Source organism: Nonomuraea sp. NPDC048892, assembly GCF_040649735.1.
Lineage (GTDB): Bacteria > Actinomycetota > Actinomycetes > Streptosporangiales > Streptosporangiaceae > Nonomuraea > Nonomuraea maheshkhaliensis.
The window spans coordinates 262,309-284,710 of record NZ_JBEZFZ010000003.1; the positions used below are offsets into that span (position 1 = coordinate 262,309).

Annotated in this window: 23 protein-coding genes; 10 read left to right on the plus strand and 13 right to left on the minus strand. The window is 72.5% G+C overall.

All coding sequences use genetic code 11. The features are described 5' to 3' along the window. Nucleotides 1-42 precede the first annotated feature (42 nt). Entirely contained in the window at nt 43-1,320 is a 1,278-nt protein-coding gene (locus tag AB0C28_RS10890; protein WP_358073708.1) for a hypothetical protein, read from the minus strand. 251 nt (nt 1,321-1,571) lie between these two features. Here AB0C28_RS10890 and AB0C28_RS10895 point away from each other — a divergent pair, with 251 nt between their 5' ends. Then, nucleotides 1,572-3,548 (plus strand): ATP-dependent DNA helicase, encoded by a 1,977-nt coding sequence (locus tag AB0C28_RS10895; protein WP_358073709.1) that lies wholly within the window; start codon nt 1,572-1,574, stop codon nt 3,546-3,548. A gap of 43 nt (nt 3,549-3,591) precedes the next feature. Here the strand turns inward: AB0C28_RS10895 and AB0C28_RS10900 are convergent, their stop codons facing one another. From AB0C28_RS10900 to AB0C28_RS10935, 8 genes are all read right to left on the minus strand, one after another. Further along, nucleotides 3,592-4,347: an SGNH/GDSL hydrolase family protein gene (locus AB0C28_RS10900; RefSeq protein ID WP_358073710.1), complete on the minus strand. Its 756-nt coding sequence runs from the start codon at nt 4,345-4,347 to the stop codon at nt 3,592-3,594. Beyond that, on the minus strand, nt 4,344-4,778 hold the full coding sequence (gene aroQ / locus AB0C28_RS10905) for a type II 3-dehydroquinate dehydratase (protein WP_357844631.1): 435 nt from the start codon (nt 4,776-4,778) through the stop codon (nt 4,344-4,346). The genes AB0C28_RS10900 and aroQ overlap by 4 nt, the downstream gene beginning before the upstream one ends. After that, nucleotides 4,775-5,845, minus strand: coding sequence for a 3-dehydroquinate synthase (aroB, locus tag AB0C28_RS10910; protein ID WP_358073711.1), 1,071 nt, complete (start codon nt 5,843-5,845; stop codon nt 4,775-4,777). Before aroB ends, aroQ begins: the two co-directional genes overlap by 4 nt. A gap of 64 nt (nt 5,846-5,909) precedes the next feature. Beyond that, on the minus strand, nt 5,910-6,410 hold the full coding sequence (locus AB0C28_RS10915) for a shikimate kinase (protein ID WP_346110651.1): 501 nt from the start codon (nt 6,408-6,410) through the stop codon (nt 5,910-5,912). A gap of 78 nt (nt 6,411-6,488) precedes the next feature. Then, the gene (gene aroC, locus AB0C28_RS10920; protein WP_358073712.1) at nt 6,489-7,670 is read right to left on the minus strand and encodes a chorismate synthase; all 1,182 of its coding nucleotides are present in this window, start codon (nt 7,668-7,670) and stop codon (nt 6,489-6,491) included. A 44-nt stretch (nt 7,671-7,714) separates the two neighbouring features. After that, a complete protein-coding gene (locus AB0C28_RS10925) occupies nt 7,715-8,296 on the minus strand; it encodes an A24 family peptidase (protein ID WP_358073713.1) in 582 nt (193 codons plus the stop codon). 220 nt (nt 8,297-8,516) lie between these two features. After that, nucleotides 8,517-9,056 (minus strand): SseB family protein, encoded by a 540-nt coding sequence (locus AB0C28_RS10930; protein ID WP_357844618.1) that lies wholly within the window; start codon nt 9,054-9,056, stop codon nt 8,517-8,519. 11 nt (nt 9,057-9,067) lie between these two features. Then, on the minus strand, nt 9,068-10,165 hold the full coding sequence (locus tag AB0C28_RS10935) for a ring-opening amidohydrolase (RefSeq protein ID WP_358073714.1): 1,098 nt from the start codon (nt 10,163-10,165) through the stop codon (nt 9,068-9,070). Between the two features lie 183 nt (nt 10,166-10,348). Between AB0C28_RS10935 and AB0C28_RS10940 the strand changes: the two genes are divergently transcribed. Together AB0C28_RS10940 and AB0C28_RS10945 are read left to right on the plus strand one after the other, a co-directional pair. Beyond that, complete coding sequence (locus AB0C28_RS10940; protein WP_358073715.1) at nt 10,349-11,011, plus strand: alpha/beta fold hydrolase; 663 nt, start codon at nt 10,349-10,351, stop codon at nt 11,009-11,011. Between the two features lie 72 nt (nt 11,012-11,083). After that, nucleotides 11,084-12,196, plus strand: a complete 1,113-nt coding sequence (locus AB0C28_RS10945) for an FUSC family protein (RefSeq protein ID WP_358073716.1) — start codon at nt 11,084-11,086, stop codon at nt 12,194-12,196. A 72-nt stretch (nt 12,197-12,268) separates the two neighbouring features. Here the strand turns inward: AB0C28_RS10945 and AB0C28_RS10950 are convergent, their stop codons facing one another. The 3 genes from AB0C28_RS10950 to AB0C28_RS10960 all read right to left on the minus strand — a co-directional run bounded on the left by AB0C28_RS10950 (nt 12,269) and on the right by AB0C28_RS10960 (nt 14,101). After that, nucleotides 12,269-12,643 carry a type II toxin-antitoxin system death-on-curing family toxin gene (locus tag AB0C28_RS10950; protein WP_357844606.1) on the minus strand — a complete coding sequence of 125 codons (375 nt, stop codon included), beginning with the start codon at nt 12,641-12,643 and terminating at the stop codon, nt 12,269-12,271. Continuing rightward, complete coding sequence (locus tag AB0C28_RS10955; RefSeq protein WP_358073717.1) at nt 12,640-12,825, minus strand: CopG family transcriptional regulator; 186 nt, start codon at nt 12,823-12,825, stop codon at nt 12,640-12,642. The genes AB0C28_RS10950 and AB0C28_RS10955 overlap by 4 nt, the downstream gene beginning before the upstream one ends. 109 nt (nt 12,826-12,934) lie before the next feature. Then, on the minus strand, nt 12,935-14,101 hold the full coding sequence (locus AB0C28_RS10960) for a pyridoxal phosphate-dependent aminotransferase (protein WP_358073718.1): 1,167 nt from the start codon (nt 14,099-14,101) through the stop codon (nt 12,935-12,937). 25 nt (nt 14,102-14,126) lie between these two features. Here AB0C28_RS10960 and AB0C28_RS10965 point away from each other — a divergent pair, with 25 nt between their 5' ends. Genes AB0C28_RS10965 through AB0C28_RS10995 form a run of 7 tightly spaced genes read left to right on the plus strand, consistent with a single transcriptional unit; the run spans nt 14,127 to nt 20,856 of the window. Beyond that, nucleotides 14,127-15,833 carry an alpha/beta fold hydrolase gene (locus AB0C28_RS10965; protein ID WP_357844597.1) on the plus strand — a complete coding sequence of 569 codons (1,707 nt, stop codon included), beginning with the start codon at nt 14,127-14,129 and terminating at the stop codon, nt 15,831-15,833. Further along, nucleotides 15,830-16,756 (plus strand): DUF418 domain-containing protein, encoded by a 927-nt coding sequence (locus AB0C28_RS10970; RefSeq protein ID WP_357844594.1) that lies wholly within the window; start codon nt 15,830-15,832, stop codon nt 16,754-16,756. Before AB0C28_RS10965 ends, AB0C28_RS10970 begins: the two co-directional genes overlap by 4 nt. Beyond that, a complete protein-coding gene (locus AB0C28_RS10975; protein WP_357844591.1) occupies nt 16,716-17,492 on the plus strand; it encodes a carbon-nitrogen hydrolase family protein in 777 nt (258 codons plus the stop codon). Before AB0C28_RS10970 ends, AB0C28_RS10975 begins: the two co-directional genes overlap by 41 nt. 45 nt (nt 17,493-17,537) lie before the next feature. Further along, nucleotides 17,538-17,984 carry a hypothetical protein gene (locus tag AB0C28_RS10980; protein WP_357844588.1) on the plus strand — a complete coding sequence of 149 codons (447 nt, stop codon included), beginning with the start codon at nt 17,538-17,540 and terminating at the stop codon, nt 17,982-17,984. Further along, entirely contained in the window at nt 17,981-18,373 is a 393-nt protein-coding gene (locus AB0C28_RS10985; protein ID WP_346110638.1) for a hypothetical protein, read from the plus strand. The genes AB0C28_RS10980 and AB0C28_RS10985 overlap by 4 nt, the downstream gene beginning before the upstream one ends. A 51-nt stretch (nt 18,374-18,424) precedes the next feature. Beyond that, the gene (locus AB0C28_RS10990; protein ID WP_357844585.1) at nt 18,425-18,904 is read left to right on the plus strand and encodes a sigma-70 family RNA polymerase sigma factor; all 480 of its coding nucleotides are present in this window, start codon (nt 18,425-18,427) and stop codon (nt 18,902-18,904) included. Beyond that, nucleotides 18,901-20,856, plus strand: a complete 1,956-nt coding sequence (locus AB0C28_RS10995) for a hypothetical protein (protein ID WP_358073719.1) — start codon at nt 18,901-18,903, stop codon at nt 20,854-20,856. Before AB0C28_RS10990 ends, AB0C28_RS10995 begins: the two co-directional genes overlap by 4 nt. Here AB0C28_RS10995 and AB0C28_RS11000 read toward each other — a convergent pair. Beyond that, a complete protein-coding gene (locus tag AB0C28_RS11000) occupies nt 20,853-22,337 on the minus strand; it encodes a carboxyl transferase domain-containing protein (protein ID WP_358073721.1) in 1,485 nt (494 codons plus the stop codon). The genes AB0C28_RS10995 and AB0C28_RS11000 overlap by 4 nt on opposite strands. Nucleotides 22,338-22,402 lie beyond the last annotated feature (65 nt).

The window sequence follows — 22,402 nt, forward strand, 5'->3', positions numbered from 1 at the left end:
ATCGTCTCGCGGTGAGCGTACCCGGTGGGACGGGGTGAGCCGTCACCACTCCCTGCGGTCGCTTCTCTCGTGATAGTCGGGCTGGTCAGGACGCAGGCGCTCGCCCGTGGAGAACATGGGGTCCCCGACGTAGGGGCGGGACATGTCGTCGGGATGCTGCCCGGACGCGGGCGGGTACTGCTGGTCCGGCCGGCCGAGGGTCATCAGCGGGTCGACCGGGTTCGGCTGCTGAGGGCTCTGGTAGGAGCCGTAGTCGTCGTGGACCGGCGCCGGCTGCGGCGGCTGCGGGGCGGTGTGGCGGCGGCCCGCGCCGGGGATGCCGTGCATGGGCGTGCCCAGGCCCGCCGTGCTCTGCTGCGGCTGTGCCTGAGTCTGGGGGTGGGCCTGGGGGTGGGGCTGCTGGTAGGCGTCGGGGCGGCGGCCGCCGTACGGGTCGGAGGGATAGTCGGCGGCCGCGGGCGCCTGGTAGCGGTCGGCCGCCTGCGAGGGGAAGCCGAGCGGGTCGGTGCTCAGCGGGGCCTGGCGGCGCTGGTCGGAGCCGGGCATCTGGTAGACGGGCTCGTTGTCCACGTACTGAGGGCCGGTGAACGGCTCGGGCTGGACCTGCTGGGTGTAGGAGTGGGGGCCGCTGAGCGGGTCCTGGCCGTACTGGTGGGGTCCGCTGAGCGGATCGGAGGTGTACTGCGGGCCGCTGAAGGAGTCGCCGGCGTACTTCTGCTGGGGGCCGGTGGAGTCGACGTACTGGGGGCCGGTGAAGAGGTTGCGCGGCTCGCCGTACGCGGGGGTGCTGTCCCTGGAGGGGTCGGCGTAGTCGCCCCGGCCGGCGGCGGGGTTGGCGGCGGGGTCGGCGTAGCCGGTGTCGCGGGGGGCCGTCGTCTCGCCGTAGGAGGCCACCAGCTTGTCCTGGTGTGCCGCAGGGGTGCCCCTGGCCACGAGGACGTCGCTGGGCGACAGCGCCGCCGTGGGCCGCTCGTCGAGCTGCGGCTGCCGGGGCGGCTGCTGCCCGGGCTGCTGGCCCGGTTGCTGTCCGTGCTGGCCGGGGCGGTGGTAGGTGCCGGTGCCCGGCATGACCTCGGTGCCGGGTTCGGGCGCGGGCACGGCGGGCTGCTCGCCCGTGGCCTCCGCAAAGCCCTCGTCGAGGGTGTCGAGCAGCCGCCCGACGTCCTCCATCGGCATGCGGAAGCTCGCGGTGCACATCTCGCCGCGCCACAGGCTGAGGACCAGCGTGCCCTCATGCCACGTGACCCGGAGGCACCGCTCCTGACCTCGTGCATCGAAGAAGACTTCGCCGAACGACGGCAACGGGACAACTTCCGACATGGCAGACATACTGCTTTAACCAGCCTTTATTCGTCCACTCAACCCCGGAAAACCCTGTGTAACCGGCCTTCCCATCTACTCCCGGAACCCCTGTGGTCACAACCCGTGAAGACACTACGTCACCGGCTGGAGTTCCGATCGCCCAGTGTGCCACGCAACCCGGCGGGAGTTTTCGCGAACGCCAGGATGCGTCTGGCCGATCACACGGCGTTCGGCGCGGCGGCGCCGGAGAGCGGGTAGCGTTTACTGCCGTGCCGGACTCCCATCTCCCGTCAGTGGACGAACTGCTCAGCATCGCGGTTAAAGCTCTCGGAGGGAGCGAACGTCAGGGCCAGATCACCATGGTCCAGGCGGTGCAGAAGGCCATCGACACCGAGGAGCACCTGGCCGTCCAGGCCGGCACGGGCACCGGCAAGTCGCTGGCCTACCTGGTGCCCTCCATCCGCCACGCGATGGACAGCGACACCCCCGTGGTGATCTCCACGGCCACCATCGCGCTGCAGCGCCAGCTCGTCGACCGCGACCTGCCCCGGCTGTCGGAGGCGCTGGCCAAGGAGCTGCCGCACGAGCCGACGTTCGCCATTCTCAAGGGCCGCCGCAACTACCTGTGCCGCTACAAGGCCACGGCCGGCTGGCCCGAGGAGGACGAGCAGGACCAGCTGTTCGACCCGCGCGAGGTGAGCGCGACCGGCCGCATGGTGCAGCGCATCCAGGAGTGGGCCGAGGAGACCGAGACCGGCGACCGCGACGAGCTGGTGCCCGGCGTGAGCGAGCAGGCCTGGCGGCAGTTCTCCGTGAGCGCCCAGGAGTGCCTCGGCGCCAGCCGCTGCCCCTCGGGGGCCGAGTGCTTCGCCGAGCTGGCCAGGGCGCGGGCCGGCGAGGTCGACGTGGTGGTGACCAACCACGCGCTGATGGCCATCGACGCCATGGGCGAGCTGCCGGTGCTGCCCGAGCACGAGGTCGTGGTGGTCGACGAGGCCCACGAGCTGGTCGACCGGGTGACCTCCGTGGTGACCGGCGAGTTGTCGGAGTCGTCGGTGATGCTGGCGGTGCGCCGGGTCGGCCGGCTGATCGACCAGCCCCTCGCCGACCAGCTCATGGAGGCCGGCGAAGACCTCAAGGCACTGCTGGCCGCCGCGCCGCCCGGCCGCATCGACGAGCTGCCCCAGGTGCTCGGGCTGACGCTGCAGCTCATCCGCGACACCTCCTGGCGCTGCGTCACCGCCATGGGGCCGCGTAACGCCGACAAGGACGACCCCGACAAGGCCGGGCAGCGCAAGGCCGCGTTCAACGCCCTGGACGAGGTGCACGACACGGCGGTGCGCATGCTGGAGGCGTACGGCCACGACTCCGAGTCCGACCGCGCCGAGGTGGTCTGGCTCGACGCCGGCACCGACCGGCGCCCGCCGGCGCTGCGCGTCGCGCCGCTGAGCGTGAGCGGCATGCTGCGCGACAAGCTCTTCGGCGAGCGCACGGTGGTGCTCACCTCGGCCACGCTGGCGCTCGGCGGCACGTTCGACGCGCTGGCGGCGCAGTGGGGGCTCGGCGACGGCAAGGGCTGGCAGGGCATCGACGTCGGCTCGCCGTTCGACCACCCGCGCGCGGGCATCCTGTACGTCGCCAAGCACCTGCCCCAGCCGGGCCGCGACGGGCTGCCGCAGCAGTACCTCGACGAGATCACCGAGCTGATCGAGGCGGCCGGGGGGCGCACGCTGGGTCTGTTCTCCTCGATGCGCGCGGCCAAGGCGGCCACCGAGGCGCTGCGCGACCGGCTGGACGTGCCGCTGCTGTGCCAGGGCGACGACTCGACGATGCTGCTGGTCAAGCAGTTCGCCGAGGACGAGCCGACCTGCCTGTTCGGCACGCTGTCGCTGTGGCAGGGCGTGGACGTGCCCGGGCCCTCGCTGCGGCTGGTCATCATCGACCGGGTGCCGTTCCCGCGCCCCGACGACCCGCTCACCTCGGCCAGGCAGCGGCACGTGGCGGCCAGGGGCGGCAACGGCTTCATGGCGGTGGCCGCCAATCACGCGGCGCTGCTGCTGGCCCAGGGGGTCGGGCGGCTGCTGCGCTCCCAGGACGACAAGGGCGTGATCGCGGTCCTGGATCCCCGGCTGGCGACCGCCCGCTACAGCGGCTTCCTGCTGGGCTCGCTGCCGCCGTTCTGGCGCACGACCGACCCGGCGGTCCCCCGGGCCGCACTCAAGCGCCTGGCCACCGAACCCGCCTGACCCGCGTCCCCGGGCCGTACCTGCGGCCCGGGAAAGGTGCCGGTCAGGACCAGGGGGCGAGGTCGGGGCGTTTGGGCAGGATGCCGTCGCCCGACGACACGCCGCGCAGGCGGCGCGACATCCACGGCACCAGGTGCTCGCGCATCCACTGGGCGTCCTCGCGCCGCCGGGCCCGAGGATCGACGGAACGCTCGGGCCAGTCCATGCGCCAGTCCTCGAACGGCACGCCCAGCACGTCGAGCACCCGGGCCGCGACGAGCCGGTGACCGTCCTCGTTCATGTGCAGCCGGTCGGCGCTCCAGGCCCGCCAGTCGCGCAGCCCCTGCATGGACCACTGGTCGACGAGGCGGCACCCGTACAGGTCGGCGATGGAGCGCAGGTGCAGGTAGTAGATGGCGAATCGGCCGCGCAGGCGCCGCATCAGCGGCGTGTCACGCGGATCGACGCCGGTGAACAGCAGCACGTCGGCCCCGCCCGCGCGCAGGTCGCGCACGGCCCGCGCGAGGGTCTTGGCCATCACGTCGGGGTCGCTGCCCGGCCTGAGCAGGTCGTTGCCCCCGGCGCAGAAGCTGACCAGGTCGGCCCCCATCTCCACGGCCACCGGCACCTGCTCGGCCGCGACCTGGTCGAGGAGCTTGCCCCTGACGGCCAGGTTGGCGTAGCGGAAGGAGGGGTCGTCGGCGGCGAGCCGCTCGGCCACCCGGTCGGCCCAGCCCCGGTAGTGGCCGTCGGGACCGGGATCGTTCAGCCCTTCCGTGAAGCTGTCGCCGAGGGCGACGAAGGACTTGTAGTGCCTCATGAGGTGGTGTTCATCTCCGCGATAGCGTGCAGCGCAAGGACGTACGACTGTAGTCCGAAGCCCGCGATCGTGCCCGTCGCCACCCCGGCCACGACGGAGGTATGACGAAACTCTTCCCTGGCCGCGGGATTGGAGATGTGCACCTCGATGAGCGGGGCGGTGCGCTGGGCCACGGCGTCGCGCACGGCGTAGGAGTAGTGGGTGAAGGCGGCCGGGTTGAGCACCACCGGGATGCGCCCGTCGCACGCCTCGTGGATCCAGCCGATGAGCTCGGCCTCGGAGTCGGTCTGGCGCACGTCCACGTCGTGGCCGAGCTTGCCCGCGGTCTCGCGGCAGAGCTGGACGAGGTCCTCGTAGGTGGAGGCGCCGTAGACGCCGGGCTCGCGCTTGCCGAGCCGGCCGAGGTTGGGCCCGTTGAGTACGAGGATCATTCGGCGATCTCCTTGTAGGCGGCTTCGAGCAGCTCTTCCGCGGGGCCTTCGAGGCGGCCGGGCTCGGCCAGGCCGTCGAGCACGACGAAGCGCTGCTTGGCGCCGCGGCTCTTCTTGTCCAGGCGCATGTGGTCGCGCAGGCGCGGCCAGGCGTCGGCGCGGTAGGAGACGGGCAGGCCGACGCCGGTCAGGATGGCACGCGTGCGTTCGACGAGGTCGGCGCGGCCCGCCAGCCTGGACAGCTCGGCGGCGTAGACCATGCCGATGGCCACGGCCTCGCCGTGGCGGATGCCGTAGTGCTCGTCGCGCTCGATGGCGTGGCCGAGCGTGTGGCCGTAGTTGAGGATCTCGCGCAGCCCGGCCTCGCGCAGGTCGGCGCCCACGACGTCGGCCTTCACCCGGATCTTGCGCTCGATCAGCTCGCGGGTGTGGGGGCCGCCGGGACGGGTGGCCGCCTCGGGGTCGGACTCGACCAGCCGCAGGATCTCCGGGTCGGCGATGAAGCCGCCCTTGATCACCTCGGCCAGGCCCGCCACGTAGTCGCGCCTCGGCATGCTGTCGAGCGTGGACAGCTCGCACAGCACGCCGGCGGGCGGCAGGAACGTGCCCACGAGGTTTTTGCCCTCGGCCGTGTCGATGCCGTTCTTGCCGCCGACCGCCGCGTCGACCATGGCCAGCAGCGTCGTCGGCACCAGCACGACCTGCACGCCGCGCAGCCACGTGGCCGCCACGAACCCGGCCAGGTCGGTCGTCGCTCCGCCGCCCACGCCGACCACGGCGTCGGACCTGGTGACGCCGTGGCGGCCCAGCTCGGACCAGAGCCGCGCGGCCACCTCGACGCTCTTGGCCCGCTCGCCGTCGGGCACGGTCAGCTCGACCACCTGGTAGCCGGCCTCGGACAGCGCCGCGCGGACCGGCCGGGAGATCTCCGGCAGCGTCTCGGGGCTGACCACCGCTACGGTGCGCACGCCGGGCTTGAAGAGCGTGGCCAGCTCGGCCAGCACGCCGGTGCCGACGACGACGTCGTAGGGGCTGTCGCCGCGCACGTGGATCCGCGTCGCGGTCACGAGGCCACCACCTTCACGCTCGCGATCACCCTGGCCTTCGCGGCGGGGCCCGCGCACGGACTCGTCATGCGCCCAGGCCCTTCACGATCTCGTCGGCCAGGTCGGCCGGCTCGCGCTTGTCGGTGACCACCGTCATGACGGCCAGCCGCTCGTAGATCGGGCGCCGCTCCTCCATCAGCTTCTTCAGCTGGCTGCGCGGGTTGAGCACCAGCAGCGGCCTGGCGGAGGCGAGCCCGACCCGCTGGATCGCGTCGGAGAGCCCGACCTGGAGGTAGACCACGTGCTGGCCCTGGAGCAGCGTCTGTGTCTCCGCGTGCAGCACGGCGCCGCCGCCGAGCGACAGGACGCCGTCGTGCTCGGCCAGCGCCCGGCGCACGGCGTCGTGCTCCAGCTCGCGGAAGCGCTCCTCGCCGTCCTCGACGAAGATGTCGGAGACGGGCTTGCCCGCCACGGCCTCGATGTCGGCGTCGGTGTCGCGGAACCCGACGCCGAGCCGCTCGGCCAGCAGCCGCCCGAGCGTGGTCTTGCCGGATCCGGGCGGCCCGATCAGCACAACCCTGCTCATATGTCGCTCACCATTCTCATCCGCACCGTGCTCAGTCGTCTCACCCGCACTGGCTCACTTGGCGCATCCGCGCCGGGCTTACTTGATCACCATGGAGGAGAGGTAGCCGGACAGGTTGCGGGCGACCTCCTCCACGGAGTCGCCGCCGAACTTCTCGATCGCCGCGTCGGCCAGCACCAGCGCCACCATCGCCTCGGCCACGATGCCGGCCGCGGGGACGGCGCACACGTCGGAGCGCTCGTGGTGGGCCTTGGCCGCCTCGCCGGTCTTGACGTCGATCGTGGCCAGCGCCCTCGGCACCGTCGAGATGGGCTTCATGGCGGCGCTGACCCGCAGGACCTCGCCGTTGCTCATGCCGCCCTCGACGCCGCCCGCGCGGTTGGTGATGCGGCGCACGCCGTCGTCGGTGGTGTATTCGATCTCGTCGTGGGCCTGGGAGCCGGGACGCCGTGCCGTCTCGAAGCCGTCGCCGACCGCCACGCCCTTGATCGCCTGGATGCCCATGAGCGCGCCGGCCAACCTGGAGTCGAGCCTGCGGTCCCAGTGGGTGTAGCTGCCGAGGCCCGGCGGCAGGCCGTAGGCGAGCACCTCGACGACGCCGCCGAGCGTGTCGCCGTCCTTGTGCGCCTTGTCGATCACGGCGACCATCGCGGCGCTGCCCTCGGCGTCGGAGCAGCGCACCGGGTCGGCGTCGATCCTGGCCAGGTCGCCGGGGCCGGGCAGCACCAGGGACGGCGTGCGCGCGCCGCCGATCTCGGTCACGTGGCTGACGATGTCGACGCCGAGCGCCTGCTTGAGGAAGCGCCTGGCGACCTCGCCGAGCGCCACTCTGGCGGCGGTCTCGCGGGCGCTGGCCCGGTCGAGCACGTTGCGGGCGTCGTCGAAGCCGTATTTCTGCATGCCCGCCAGGTCGGCGTGGCCGGGGCGGGGGCGCGACCTGGGCGCGTTGCGGGCCAGGCCCTCCAGCTCGGCCGGGTCGACCGGGTCGGCCGACATGACCTTCTCCCACTTGGGCCACTCGGTGTTGCCGACGCGGACGGCGACCGGGCTGCCCATGGTGCGGCCGTGGCGGACGCCACCGGCGATCGTCACCTGGTCCTGCTCGAACTTCATCCGCGCCCCGCGACCGTAGCCGAGCCTGCGGCGGCGCAGGGCCTCGTCGATGGCGGACGTGGTCACCTCAACCCCGGCCGGCAGGCCTTCGAGGATGGCGACGAGTTCGGGGCCGTGGGACTCTCCGGCGGTCAACCAGCGCAACATGCGTACAAGTCTTCCACGTACCGCCTAGTGAGATGTCCCTCCGGTCACCATGCGAGACAGAGTGTCGTGAGCGCCCCCAGCAGCATGAAGGGGCCGAAGGGGAACTGCGTGTCCCGCGTGCCGCGGCCGGTCAGCAGCAGGGCCAGGCCGTAGAGGGCGCCGAGCAGCTGCCCGCAGAAGGCGGCCAGCACCACGGCCTGCCAGCCGAGCGCGCCGGCGGCCATGCCGATGAGCCCGGCCAGCTTGACGTCGCCGAACCCCATGGCCTGCGGCCTGACGAGCCAGAGCAGCCCGTACGCGGCCACCAGCGCCGCCCCGCCGGCCAGCGCCCTGGGCAGCTCGCCGGTCGGCAGCAGCGCGAGCGCGGTGATCGGGTACGCCGGCAGCGTGATCGCGTCGGGCAGCGTGCTGGTACGCCAGTCGATCACCGCCAGGGCGAGGCCGATGACGGCGAAGCACACGTAAGGGAGCCCCGCCCGCCACGCGACCAGCGCGGCCACCCCGGCGCACACCGGCTCCAAAGCGGGCCAGGACGGGGCGGGCGCGGGGAGGTCGTCGTAGGAGCGGGCCAGCGCCCTGATGCGGTCTCCGCAGAACAGGCCGATCAGCGCCATGAGTGCGACCACGCCGCCGACCATAACCCGCACACCCACCCACCCGCAGGCCACCCCGCATAGTGAGCATGACCGCTCCGCTCCGCGAGTCCGGCCGCGCATCCCGCCCGGCCCAGAACCCGGGCCCGCCCCGCTCCGCCGGGAGCCCTGACACGGTCCCGCTCCGGCGCGTGTCGCACCGCATCGCCCGTCATCACACCCCGCCGGACACCGGCCTTGCCGATATCTGGACTTATCCGTTCTTGCGGGAGAACCAGCGGCGCCGGCGCGGGGCGGCGGGCGTCACCTTGGCCACTGTCACCCCGCTGAGCTCGCCCACGGTGCCGGACTCGACCGCGGCCAGCGCCGCCAGCACCTCGCCCTCGATCACGAACTGCACAGGCCCGGCCACGTCCACCACGACCGCCGCCGCCCGCTCCTGCACGGCGGCCTGGCAGACCTGCAGCGCGGTGGCCTGGATCGGCCGGGCGTCGGGCCGCCACCTGGTCAGCGCGTCGGTGCCGGTGAAGGCGAGCACCGCCTGCCTGCCGTCCTGCCCGACGAGCTTGGGCAGGGCCATCTCGCTCTCCTTCTCCTGCTTCAGGCCGTGCGCGCCGACCTCGGTCTCGGTCAGGAGCGCGACCACGGGCACGAGCAGCCGCGCGCCGGAGAGGGCGTTGAGGACCTCGGCGGGACCGGCCGTGCCCGCTTCGTACGCGGACAGGGCGGCGGCCACGGCGGGCGCCGCGGCGCCGTCGTCGTGGGGATCGAGGGGCTGCGGGATGCTCGGCACAACCTCCGAGACTACCGCTGCCCCAGGTCGGCGATGGCCGCGACCGGCCCGCCGCCGGATGGCCCCTGGTGCACGGCGGCCACCGAGACGAACACCGCCGGGTCGCCCGTGACCGAGGCCGCCACGCCGCCCACCGCCGCCTTGATCTGCCGGTGCCAGTGCACGTCGGAGTCGTCCAGCATGATGTTGCGCCGGCCGCGCACCCGCCCCGACGGGTCGGCCTCGCACTTCATGAACACGTTGACCAGCCGCCCGTCGAGGTCCGACGGGTGCGGGCGGTCGGGCAGCGCGAGCCCCGCGTCCCTGATGGCCTCCCAGATGCCGTCGGCGTCAAGTGCGTCCTTCATGACGCTGTGCCCGATGCGGTAGCGTCCGCCGATCCCGCGGACGTTCCCCACCAGCACGATCTGCGCCCGGTCCAGCTCGACGCCCGACGAGCACGAGGCGACGGAGGAGTAGAGCGACAGGTCCTTGTGGATCTGGTCGGCGCTCGGCATCTCGATCTCGCCGAGCGCGACGGCGATGCCGAGCGCGGTGGTGGAGTTGGACAGGTCCATGGAGGGGCCGGTCTCCTCGATGGCGGTGTCCTGGCCACGGTTCTTGGCGTCGGTGATGGTGGCGAGGGTGAGCAGGGGCGTCTTGGTCTGTACGTAGTGCACGTCGCGCGGGTCGTCGATGCCGGCGATCTTCATGGCCTCGCGGACGCCCGCGGCGACCTTCTCCACCATGGCGGGCCTGCCGATGTCCTCGGGCAGGATGACCTCGCTCATCGCCACCCCGACCGACAGCCGCGGCTCGTCGGTGGCGGGGGCGTCGGCGGTGGTGGCGAAGATGGTGGCGTGGGGGCTCAGGATGCCGTCGGTGCCGCCCGACCACACCAGCGGCACGCTCTCCGGCGCCGGATGCCCGTGCTCGGCCAGCACCTCGCGGAAGGCGCGGTCGGCCAGGATGCGGGTGTAGTCGTTGACGCCGCCGTTGCCCTCGGTCTTGCCGACCACGGCCAGCACCCGCTCGGCCTCGATCACCCCGTCGGCGATGAGCCGCGACAGCCCCGAGGCGTCGGTGACGCTCTCGATCGGCACTTTGCGCACTTCGATGGGGTCCGGCATGCGTAGCCCTTTCTCCTGGCGGCGGTCCCCCACGCTACCGAGCCCGGTCGGCGGGGTTCATGGTCAATGTGTGCCCACGTAGTCCGCCGGTGATGTCAAGGTGCGCTCAGCGTCCGGCTCCGGGGGCGCGACGCCGGCCCGGGGGCCCTTGGGGCCCGGGGGTCCAGGGGTAGGGTCGCGGACGTGATTCGCGACGCGCACGTCAACGGGATCAAGCTCGTCTACCGGGAGGAAGGCGACCCCGCTGCTCCCCCGCTCCTGCTGCTCCACGGCCGGACCGCCGACCACAACGACTGGAACGGCATCACGCAGCGGTTCGCGGCCCGGCGCCATGTCTTCGTGCCCGACCTGAGGGGCCACGGGGCCAGCGACCGGCCGGGCTCGTACCCGCTGCCCGAGATGGCCGAGGACATCGCGGCGCTGCTCGACCACGTCGGCGCCGCGCGGGCGGCGGTGGTCGGGCACTCGCTCGGCGGCGTGGTCGCCTACCACCTCGCCATGCGGCATCCGGACCAGGTCGCGCGGCTCGTCCTGGAGGACCCGCCGCCCGCCCACCCTCTCACTGGACGCGAGCCGATCGTGGAGGACGGGTCCACCGGGTTCGACTGGCGGATGATGCACGACACGGAATGGCAGATGCTGAACCCCGATCCGGCGTGGGCCGAGGGCCTGACCGGGATCACGGCGCCGACGCTGGTGCTGTCGGGAACGCTGAGCCCGTTCGAGCCCGACGTGGCGGCCCGCATCCCGGGCGCGCGGCTGGTCAGGATCGAGGCCGGGCACCTGATCCACATGGACGCCCGCAAGGAGTTCCTGAGCGTGGTGGAGGCGTTCCTCGACGAGTGAACGCGATCGGACGAAAAGGGACCAAAAGGGTGATGATGTGACCTTACCGTCACAATGATCAGGCATCGTGGAATGGTGCGAACCCGGCTCAGCGATCTCGTCAAGGACCGGCTGGGCACGTTCGGCCTGATGGCTCCCTCCATCGCGCAGTGCGCGGTCGGCGCCGCCCTGGCCTGGATCATCGCCACCCAGCTGCTCGGCCACTCCCATCCGTTCTTCGCCCCCATCTCCGTGCTGATCTGCGTGGGCGTCGGCCTCGGCCGGCGGCTGCGCCGGCTCGTCGAGCTGGTCGTCGGGGTCAGCCTGGGCGTCGGCGTGGGCGACCTGCTGGTGTCGTGGATCGGCTCGGGCGCCTGGCAGCTCGGGCTCGTGGTGGCGCTGGCCATGGCGGTGGCGGTGGTGCTGAACAGCGGCGCGCTGTTCGTCGCCCAGGCGGGCTCGTCGGCCGTGCTGGTGGCCGCCCTGGTGCCCGGCGAGGACGCGGGCGGCCTGGACCGGATGGCCGACGCGCTCACCGGCGGCGTCATCGGCATCGTGGCGGTGGCGCTGCTGCCCGCGAGCCCGTTCGCGATCGCGGCCAAGCACCTGTCGGGGGTGCTCGACGCGCTGTCTACAGTGATGGAACGGGCGGCGGAGGCGATCGAGAAGCGGGACGCGGACCTGGCGGCCGAGGCGCTGGACGAGGCGCGGGCCACGCAGGCGGCGGTGGAGGAGTTCGAGGAGGCGCTGGCGACCAGCAAGGAGATCGCGATGATCTCCCCGCTGCACTGGCACCGGCGCGCCCGCCTGGCCCGCTACGAGACCGCCGCGCTGCCGGTGGACCTGGCGCTGCGCAACGCGCGGGTGCTGAGCCGGCGCACCCTGGCCTCGCTCGGCGAGGCGAGCCCGCCGCCTGCCGCGCTGGCGGAGGCGATGCGCGAGGTCTCGGAGGCGGCGCTGCTGCTGCAGCTCGAACTCGGAGCCGGCCGGGAGCCGACGCTGGCCCAGCAGGCGCTGCTGGCCGTGGCGGCGCGAGAACGGCCTGACGGGCTGGGCTTCTCGGCGCACGTCATCATCGCGCAGCTGCGGTCGGTGGTCGTGGATCTGTTGCAGGCGACGGGGATGGGGCACGAGGAGGCGACGGCGGCGCTGACCCCCCTCGACGAGCCGAACGGCGCGACCGACGAGGCGGCCCAGCGGCGCTGAGCGTCACCCGGGAGGGGCCCCACCCGGGTGAGCGAGGGCCCTCACGTGGCTGAGCGTCGTCCGCGGGCGGCCTCAGACGAAGGTGCGCAGCACGTCGGCGATCTCGTCCAGGTCGGTCATCTTGCCCGATGCGACCGCGATGACCAGGTCATACGCGGAGTCGTCGTCGACAGGATCGAGCTCTACTCCGTTCCTGGCCAGGAAGACGTAGGTCAGCAGCCAGCCCGCTCGCTTGTTGCCGTCGACGAACGGATGGTTGGTGACCACCGAGTGGAGCAGCGCGGCGGCCTTGACCATGAGGTCGGGATAGGCGTCCCGGCCGAACAAGGAGGTCTGGGGCCGCAGCAGAGCCGCATCGAAGAGCCCCAGGTCCCGGACTTCGATAGGCCCTCCGACGGCTCTGCGGGCGACGCGCAGCCCTTGCTCCAGGCTGATGTAGCTGGTCACTCGCCGAGCCTCCGCAATAGGTCGGCGAATCGCTGGGCGCCCTTCTCCGCCAGGGCGTCAGTGAGCTCGTCTTCCGAGACCCGCTGAAGGTAGTCGTCAATGGCCCGCAGGGCTATCTGCTGCATGCTCCGCCCTTCAGCCTCCGCGCGCTTGCGGAGGGCTTCGGTCTGCTCGTCGCTCAAGCGAAGGGTCATAGCCATGCCCCCATCGTAGACACGAGGTGGTATCACCGCGATACCATGACAGAGAGTTTATCTTCCGTCACGATGAGTCAAGACCGTCGCGGGCCGTTCAGGAGGACAGGCGCTTCAGCCGGGTGACCGCCTCGTCGATGACCTCGTCCTTCTTGCAGAAGGCGAACCGCACGAAATGCCGCCCCCGTTCCTGACGGTCGTAGAAGACCTGCGTCGGGATGGCCACCACCCCAGCCAGCTCGGGCAGCCGCCGGCTGAGCTCCAGCCCGTCGGAGAAGCCCAGCGGCCGGATGTCGGTCTGCACGAAGTACGTCCCCGCCGGCCGCAGCACCGAGAAGCCCGCCGCCGACAGCCCCTCCATCAGCCGGTCCCGTTTGTCCTGCAGCCCGGCCCTGAGCGCGGCCACCCACTCCAGCTCGTGCCGCAGCCCGTAGGCGACGGCGAGCTGCCACGGCGCGTTCGCGGTGAACGTGAGGAACTGCTTGACCGTCTGCACCGCGGTGACCAGCTCGGGAGGCGCGCACACCCAGCCCGTCTTCCAGCCGGTGACGGAGAACGTCTTGCCGGCCGAGGAGATCATCACCGTGCGCTCCCGCATGCCGGGCAGCGTGGCCATCGGGATGTGCTCGACCCCGTCGAAGGTCAGGTGCTCGTACACCTCGTCGGTGATGGCGATCAGCCCGTGCTCCTGGCAGAGCTCCGCGATGGCGGTCAGCTCGTCGCGGGTGAAGACGGTGCCGGTCGGGTTGTGCGGCGAGTTGACGAGCACGGCCCTGGTGCGCGGGGTGACGGCGGCGCGCAGCTCGGCCGGGTCGAAGGTGAAGCGGCCCTCGGAGGGGCGCAGCGTCACCGGCACCAGCCGGGCCTGGGCCAGCGCGATCGAGGCGGCGTAGGAGTCGTAGTAGGGCTCGAACGCGATCACCTCGTCGCCCGGCTCACACAGCGCCAGGACGGTGGCCGCCACGGCCTCGGTGGCGCCCACCGTGACCAGGATCTCGCCCACGGGATCGTAGGAGAGCCCGTAGTGGGCGGCCCGGTGTTCCGAGACCGCCTGCCGCAGCTCCAGCACCCCGGGGCCCGGCGGATACTGGTTCGCGCCCGCGCCGATGGCCTGGACGGCGCGGTCGAGCATCGCCGCGGGACCGTCGGTGTCGGGGAAACCCTGGCCGAGGTTGATCGATCCGGTCTGGACGGCGAGCGCGCTCATCTCCGCGAAAATCGTCGTGCCGAAGGCGCGCATCCTGGTAACAAGTGGTTCGGTCACGGCTCCACACTATTAGTCTCGTCGCGTGATCATTCGGGTCGTGCTCGCCCTCGCTCTGTCCGCGCCCCCCGTCATGACTCCTTCGGGACCCGCTCCGAGTGCCTGCCCGGTGCCCGTGCCCGCCCGTACGAGCTGCGCCTTCCTGGAGGTTCCCGAGCGCAGGGACGCCCCCCAACGCGAGATCCAGGTCGGGTACGCCGTGCACATGTCGGACGCGCCGGGCCGCAGACCCGACCCGATCGTCTACATGAGCGGCGGCCCCGGCTCGGCGTCCACGCAGCTCATCGGCTTCCTCTCACAGATGTTCCCCGACCGCGACGTGGTGACGATCGAGCAGCGCGGGAGCCGGTTCTCGCGGCCCGTGCTGGCCTGCCCCGAGACCGCGCAGGCGCTGCTCGGGAGGCTGCGCCGGCCGCCCGCGGACGTCGGCGCCGCCGCCGTCCGGTGCCGGGAGCGGCTGAGTGAGCAGGGCGTCGACCTGCGCGGCTACAACACGAAGGAGATCGCCGCCGACGTGGCCGCGCTGCGGCGGGAGCTGGGGTACGACACGTGGAACCTGTTCGGCGTCAGCTACTCCACCAGGGTCATGCTGGCCGCGGCCGCGGCCGACCCCGAGGGCGTGCGCTCACTGGTGCTCGACTCCTTCCTGCCCGAGGGCGTCGCCTGGTACGACGACCGTGACGGGAACCTGACCGACACCATGCGCCGCCTGGGCGTCGAGGACCGCTTCGCCGCCGTGCGCGAGCGGCTGAACCGTTCGCCCGCCCTGGTCCCGACGACGGATCCGCTGCTCGGCAGGGAGTTCACGGCGCGGATGAGCGGTGACGACGTGGCCGCGATCCTGGCCGAGGCGGTGCAGGAGAGCGACGTGGCGGCGGTGGCGCCCGCGCTGGTGAACGCGCTGGCGCGGGGCCGCGACGAGCTGCTTGCGCCGCTGGCCGACGCGGCGGGCGAGGGGCTGGTGTCGCACGAGTTCGGGCTGTATCACGCGGTGCAGTGCCAGGACGAGGTCCCGTTCAACACCTTCACCCCCGCGTCCCGGTTTTTCACGCTGAACGCCGACAAAGCGGTATGTGACGCCTGGCAGCTCCCCAAGGCCGCACCCGTGAACGCCACCACCAGGGCCCCCGTCTACGTGCTCGGCGGCGCCGACGACCCGACCACCCCGCCCAGGACCGCGCGGCCCGCCGCCGAGGCCCTGCCCGCGGCCCGGTTCCAGGAGTTCGGCGGCGTCTCCCACGCCGTCTTCCTGACCAGCGCGTGCGCCCGCGCCAGGATCGTGGCGTTCGTCGCCGACCCCGCGTCGTACGCCGTCACCGCCTGCCCTGACGACCCGCGGGCCGCGCGGACGGGCGACCTGCACGTGACCGCGGCCCCGTACCTGATCTCGCGCTCGCCGTGGCTGGCCGCGCCCTTCGTCCTGTTCGCGCTCGTCTCCCTGGCTCAGCTCGTCTCGGGCGCGCTCAGGGGCAGGGCGGTGCGGGCCTTCGGGGGCCTGGCGGGCGTGGCGTTCACCGGGCTGATCACCGACTCGGTGCTGACCCTGGTGGCACGGAACGAGACCGCGCTCGCCGTCGGGCTCCCCGGCCTGGCCTGGCCGTACACGTGGATCGCCGTCGCCTCGGTGGTCCTGGGCGCCGCCGCGTTCCTCCACGAGCGCAAGCTGCGGCTCCTCGCGGCGGCGGTCACCGGTGCCGGATTCCTCGTATGGTGGTTCACCTGGGTCCTGTGACGCGCATCCGTGAGCTCGACGCCCTCCGCGGTTTCGCGGTGGGTGGCATCATGCTGGTCAACACCTGGCAGCACACCGAGAAGAAGCCGCCCGTCCCTCTCGACTGGACGATCGAGGCGCTGTTCCAGAGCCGCTTCTACCCGATCTTCTCGATGCTGTTCGGCATCAGCTTCCTGCTGTTCCTGCGCGGCCACAGCCGCTGGACGCTGCTGAGCAGGCTGTTCTGGCTTTTCTGCATCGGCAAGTTGCAGCACCTGTTCTACGAGGGCGAGGTGCTGACCGACTACGCCTTCTACGGGGCGCTGGTGCTGCTGCCGGCCTCGTTCCTGCCGGGAGCCCTGCCGGTGCTGCTGCTGGGCGGGGTGGTGACGACGTGGGCGCTGCTGCCTCCCGTGGGCGGCGGGGTGCTGCTGATCCCCGGGCTGTTCCTGCTCGGCATGGGGCTGTGGCGCCTGCGGCCGTCCAGAACGCTGCTGCTGCCGGGTTTCGCGACGGCAGCGGTGACCTCGGCGCTGCTGAGCGTGGGGTGGGTGCTGACGGACGAGTGGACCGTCTACAGCCTCGCGGCCCTGACGGGCGCGGCGGCGTACTGCCTGGGGCTGCTGCTCGCGCTGGGCCCGCGCCTGTCGGCGGTGCTGGAGCCGCTGGGCCGGATGGCGCTGACCAACTACGTCTCGGGCACGGCGGTGATCGTGCTGGCGAAACCGCTGCTGAACGCCGATCCGACCCGATGGGCGGTGGTCGCGCTGGCGGCGGTCACGATCGCCGCGCAGATCCTGTTCAGCCGATGGTGGCTCGGACGTCACAGGTACGGCCCCCTGGAGTGGGTATGGCGGTGCCTGACCTTGTTCCGGCCGATGCCCAACCGGCTAGAGTCGAGCCGTGACCAGAATCGCCCTCTGCCAGATCCCGGTGTCCCCTGACCCGTCGGCCAACCTCAAGAGGGCCAGAGAGGCGCTGGCCGCGGCCGGTGACGCCGAGCTGGCGATCTTTCCAGAAGCCACGCTGACCCGTTACGGCAGGCGCATCACCGACCTGGCCGAGCCGCTGGACGGGCCGTTCGTGACGGGGCTGGCCGAGGCCGCCCGCGAGCACGGCACCGCGGTGATCGCCGGCGTGTTCGAGCCGGGCGACGGGCGGGTGCACAACACGGCCGTGGCCATCGACGCCCAGGGCGAGGTGCGGGCCGCGTACCGGAAGATCCACCTGTTCGACTCGTTCGGCGCGAAGGAGTCCGACCTGGTCGCGCCCGGCGCGGGGCCGGTCGTGGTGGAGCTGGCCGGGGTCAAGGTGGGGCTGGTCATCTGCTACGACATCCGCTTCCCCGAGCTGACCAGGGCGCTGGTCGACCAGGGGGCCGAGCTGTTCGCGGTGATCGCGGCGTGGGGCTCGGGCCCGCTCAAGGAGGATCACTGGGTGACCCTGGTCAGGGCCAGGGCGCTGGAGAACACCATGTGGACCGCGGCCGTCGGCCAGGCGCCCAATCCGGCCGAGTCGTCCGACGGGTTCGGGGTGGGCCGCAGCATGCTGGTCGACCCGATGGGCGTGGTCCGCGCCGACCTCGGCACCGGCCCCGGCGTGCGGGTCGTGGAGGTCGACCACGAGTGGACGGCGACCGCCCGCGCGACGCTTCCGTGCCTGGAACACCGCGTGCTGTAGGCCCTGGCGGTCCACCGGGGGGTAAAGCGATCGTAAAGTAGTAGCGTGAGCGGAACGCAGATGCAGAAGGTGGTCCCGCCGCGTCTGCTCGTGCCATATCTGTCGGGCAAGCGCACGGTCATCTCAGGCTACGTCTACCGGGTGCAGGACTGCGTCCGGCTGACCACCCCTGAGGCCCTCTACCACGGGCTCGACCTGTCCTTCGATGGATCGGAGCTGTTCCCCGAGGTGCCGGAGATCTATCTCATGCGCTGGCAGGCCCGCGACGTCGACACCTACGCGGTGCCGTACGGACCCCACATGGGGGGTGACTGGAGCGACGCGCCGCCCTTCGCCGGCAACGGGTTCACCACCTCGTCCGAGCACGTGGTGCCGCAGTTCCACACCGTCCCGATGCCGATCCCTGCGGGGGCCGAGATCATCCATGTCACCGAAGACGGCGAGCGGCCGTTCGCCGGCTACGACGGGCTGACCTGGCGGCCGTCCGCATGAGCGACGAGATCACGCCGGTCGCCTCCGGCTTCGTGGCCCGCTTCGGCGAGCGCACCCTGCCCGCCGCCCTCGGCCCCGGCAACGACGTGGTGCTGTTCAGCGAGGAAGAGCTCGACGGCTTCGAGCCCGCCTCCGGCTACTGGCGCCGGGTCGTGCCCAGGGCGCAGGTCGAGTGGCTGGTGCTGATCCGCACCGTGGGCGCGTTCGGCGGCGAGCCGTGCATCGTGCTCGACGAGGACGACGACGGGCTGCACATCGCCTACACCGGCCACAGCGGCATGAAGGCCGAGGCGCTCGGCTACTGGATGGTCGACCACGGCGCCTACGAGGTCGTGGTGCCCCGCGAGGAGGTCTTCTCGATCCGGGTCGAACGGATTCCGGTCCCCTAGTCAACCGGCCGCCGCCGCGGGTGTCTCTAGGGTGTGATCGAGACTGCGACCATGACGCAGCCGTCGTCCGCCGAGTTGTTCGCGGCCCACTACCACTCGCTGGTACGGCTGGCCGGGCTGCTCGGCGCGGATGACCCCGAGGACATCGCCCAGGAGGCGTTCTCCCGGCTGCACACCAGACGGCTGCGCGACGACGGGGCCGCCCTGGCCTACCTGCGCTCGACCGTCTGCAACCTGACCCGTAACCGCCTGCGCCACCTGCGCCTCGTCCGGCTGCGCCGCCCCGACCCGCCGGAGCCCGTACGCAGCAGCGAGCAAGCCGTCCTGGTCTCCGAGGAGCACAGGGAACTGCTCGCGGCCGTGGACCGCCTGCCGCGCCGCCAGCGCGAGGCGCTCGTCCTGCGTTACTGGCTGGACCTGTCGGAACGCGAGATCGCCGATGCCATGGGCGTCTCGCCGGGATCGGTGAAGACCCACGCCAGCCGGGCGCTGGCGGCCCTGGGCCGGGCGCTGAAGGAGGATGACCGGTGAACGAGCTGGAAGAGCGGCTGCGGGCCGCGTTCGACGCCCGGGCGCAGACCTTCGAGACCCGGCCGGACGCCTGGGCCCGCACGCGGGAGCGCCGCCCGTGGCGGCGCCTGGCCGGCCGCACGCTGGTCGCCGCGGTGCCGGTGACGCTGCTGGCAGCGCTGGTGACAGCGCTGGTGACGGGGCTCGTGCCTGTATGGCTCGGCGGAGGACGGGACGGGGACGCGTCGTCCGACGCCGACGCCGTGCACGAACGGCTCATGCAGGACAGGACCGCGGCCGGCGAGGAGGTCACCGTGGACAACCCGACGGAGGACCGGCCGCTGCGGCTCTGGTTCGCCACGGCGAAGGCGGGCTACCGCGAGCTGTGCTTCGTCGTGGAGCGGGCCGACCTGGACCCGTACGGCGGCTGCACGCCTATCACAGACGAGGTGATCACCGAGAGCTGGTTCGTCGGCAGCACCCTGCGGGACGGAGCCGAGACCGCCATGGACTGGGGGGTGGCACTGCCGGGCGTGGGAGGCGTCACCGGCGTCGCCGCCGACGGCGAGAAGTTCTCCGGGACGGTGCTGCGGCCCGAGGGCGCGCCGTACCGGCTCTGGACCGTGACCTACCCGGCCCGGCACGCGATGGCGAAGATCGAACTCGTGGACGACCAGGGCCGGGCCCTGGGCGAGGAGTCACGCGAGCGGCTCACAGGGCAGCAGCTCGGCACGGCCGCCGGCGCGCCCGTGGACCTGCCCGCCGGGGTCACGGCGCGGCCGTACCGGCAGGGCCGGGACACCGAGGTGACCTGGTCACGGCACGGCGCGCACCTGGCGTCGGCGCCGGTGAAAGCGCTGGCACGGAACGCGGTCATCCCGGGCATGGAGGAGAACGTGATCACGGGCATCGCCCGCGCGGATGTCGCCAGGGTCACGATCACCTTCCCCGGCGGCGCCTCGAACGATTTCGTGACCCGGCCCGATCCTTGGGGCCTCGGCGTGGCGCTGTTCGCCGGGGAGAACCCCGTGGGCGCCTGGCGGGAGGGCTCCGAGGTGGTCGCCTTCGACGCGGGCGGGGCCGAGCTCTGGCGCCAGACCGACAAGGAGGGCGCCGTGGCGGACGCCATCCCCGCCGCCGGTGAGGTGATGACGCTCCCGGGCGGCCTGCGTACCTGGTTCAGCGATGCCGTGGGCCCGGGCAGGACGACGATCTGCCTGTCAGGAGACTCCTCGCCAGGGGGCGGTGTGAGGTGCCAGGGCGGCGCCACGAAGAACTCGCCGCATCCGCTGAAGGCGGTCACCTACCTGCCGGCGCCGGGCTCCACCACGTACATCGGAGTGGCCGGCGAGAGCTGGGAGTCGGTGCGGGCGGTGCTGTCCGACGGGCGCCGGCTCGACGCGGCCTTCCTGCGCGGCAAGGGCACGCCGGCCCGGATCTGGCACGTCACGGTCCCGAACGGCGACGCGGTGCTCGTCGGCTTCACGGTGCGGACGAAGGACGGGCGCGTCGACCGGTATCCGGAGACGAACCCCTCCTGCGGGCGCAAGGCCGTGGGGACGGAGGCCGGCCGCCAGAGCCTGGCCGCGGGGGTGACGGTCCTGGTCGCCGAGCCGAGCTGCCTGGCCTTCTTCGAGCACGGCGAGCCGTCGCCGTCGCTGCCCGGGCCGCTGCCCGGCGAGAGGCTGAGCGACCTGCTCACCGCCGAACGGCCGGTGCGCTGGTCCTACGGCGCCACCGCCTGGTACGGCTACGGCCCCGCCGGCACGGCCAGGGTCGAGCTGCGCACCTCCAACGGCCTCACCGTGACCATGGACGCCGTGCCCGACCAGTGGGACCAGGGCGTCACGCTGTTCGCGGCGCCGATCCCGAAGGGCGCCCAGTTCGCGGCCGGCATGTCCATCACGGGCTACGACGCCGCCGGCACGAAGCTGTGGCAGGACGGGCCCATGACGCAGGACAAGCCCTCCTAGCCGAGGTTGCGGAAGCGGGCCTGGCGGGCCGTGAAACGGTCCGCCGGGCTCACCCGCAGCAGTTGCGCGATCTCGTACTCCAGCGCCCGCCCCACCCGCTCACAGAACTGCCTGGGCTCGTAGGCGGCGTCGGGCACCTCGGGGATGACCCGGTCCACGATGCCGTCGCGGCGCAGGTCGGTGGCGCGGATGCGCTGCGCCTGGGCGATCTCGGGGGCGAAGTCGACCGAGCGGTAGAGGATGGCCGAGGCGCCCTCGGGCGGCAGCGGCGACAGCCAGGCGTGCTGCGCGCACAGCACCCGGTCGGCGGGCAGCAGCGCCAGCGCGGCGCCGCCCGCGCCCTCGCCGAGCAGCAGGCAGACGGTCGGCGCGTCGAGCATGACCAGCTCGGCCATGCAGCGGGCGATCTCGGCGGCCAGCCCGCCCTCCTCGGCCGCCTTCGACAGGTCGGCCCCCGCCGTGTCGACCACGGTGACCAGGGGCAGCCCGAGCTCGGCGGCCAGCCGCATGCCGCGCCTGGCCACGCGCAGCCCGGCGGGGCCGAGCGGCGAGTTGGTGCGCTGCAGCCGCCGGTCCTGGCCGAGCACCACGGCCGGCGCGGTGCCGAACCTGGCCAGCGCCAGCAGCAACCCCGGCTCGTTCTCGCCCTCCCCCGTGCCGCTGAGCGGGGTCACGTCGGAGGCGGCGAGCTTGAGCAGCGTACGGACGCCCGGCCGGTCGTCGCGGCGGGAACGGGTGATCGCCTCCCACGCTTCCACCGGTCGCAGGTCCTCCTCTGGCGGCTCGCCCGCGACGATGCCGGACTTGTCGGCGGCGAGCACGGCCAGCGCCCTGATGGCGATCTCCCGCGCGTCGCCGGCCGAGACGACCGCGTCGAGCAGGCCCTTGCGGTGCAGGTTCTCCGAGACCTGGACGCCCTCGGGGAACGGGTAGCCGTGCAGCGACTCGAACACCCTCGGCCCCATGAACCCGATCAGCGCCTCAGGCTCGGCCGCCGTGACGTGCCCGAGCGAGCCCCAGGACGCGAACACCCCGCCCGTCGTCGGGTGGCGCAGGTAGACGAGGTAGGGCAGGCCGACCGCCCGGTGCGCCTGGATCACCGCGGTGATCTTCACCATCTGGACGAACGCGAGCGCGCCCTCCTGCATGCGGGTCCCGCCCGAGGCCGGCGCGGCCAGCATGGGCAGCCCCTCGCGGGTGGCCCGCTCGACGGCCGCGGTGAACCGCTCGGCCGCGGCGACCCCGATCGAGCCCGCCATGAAGGAGAACTCGCACGCGGCGACGGCCACCCTGCGGCCGTCGAGCAGCCCCTCACCGGTGATCACGGCCTCGTCGTAGCCGGACTTGACGCGGGCCGCGGCCAGCTCGTCGGCGTAGGAGGAGCCGGGCTCGGCCGGATCGGCGGGCGGCACGTCCCACGACTTCCACGACCCCCGGTCGAGGACCGTGTCGATCAGTGTGCGCGCGTCCGGACGGCTCACTATCGCTCCCTAGTTGTCGGTCAACGCTGAAATGTTGACGCACGAGCGCCCTCGACGGTGCCGCC

Coding starts and splice junctions, on each gene's coding strand:
- AB0C28_RS10890 (WP_358073708.1), bottom strand. CDS start 1,320: ATGTCGGAAGTTGTCCCGTTGCCGTCGTTCGGCGAAGTCTTCTTCGAT.
- AB0C28_RS10900 (WP_358073710.1), bottom strand. CDS start 4,347: ATGAGGCACTACAAGTCCTTCGTCGCCCTCGGCGACAGCTTCACGGAA.
- aroQ (WP_357844631.1), bottom strand. CDS start 4,778: ATGATCCTCGTACTCAACGGGCCCAACCTCGGCCGGCTCGGCAAGCGC.
- AB0C28_RS10915 (WP_346110651.1), bottom strand. CDS start 6,410: ATGAGCAGGGTTGTGCTGATCGGGCCGCCCGGATCCGGCAAGACCACG.
- aroC (WP_358073712.1), bottom strand. CDS start 7,670: ATGTTGCGCTGGTTGACCGCCGGAGAGTCCCACGGCCCCGAACTCGTC.
- AB0C28_RS10935 (WP_358073714.1), bottom strand. CDS start 10,165: ATGCCGGACCCCATCGAAGTGCGCAAAGTGCCGATCGAGAGCGTCACC.
- AB0C28_RS10945 (WP_358073716.1), top strand. CDS start 11,084: ATGGTGCGAACCCGGCTCAGCGATCTCGTCAAGGACCGGCTGGGCACG.
- AB0C28_RS10985 (WP_346110638.1), top strand. CDS start 17,981: ATGAGCGACGAGATCACGCCGGTCGCCTCCGGCTTCGTGGCCCGCTTC.
- AB0C28_RS10990 (WP_357844585.1), top strand. CDS start 18,425: ATGACGCAGCCGTCGTCCGCCGAGTTGTTCGCGGCCCACTACCACTCG.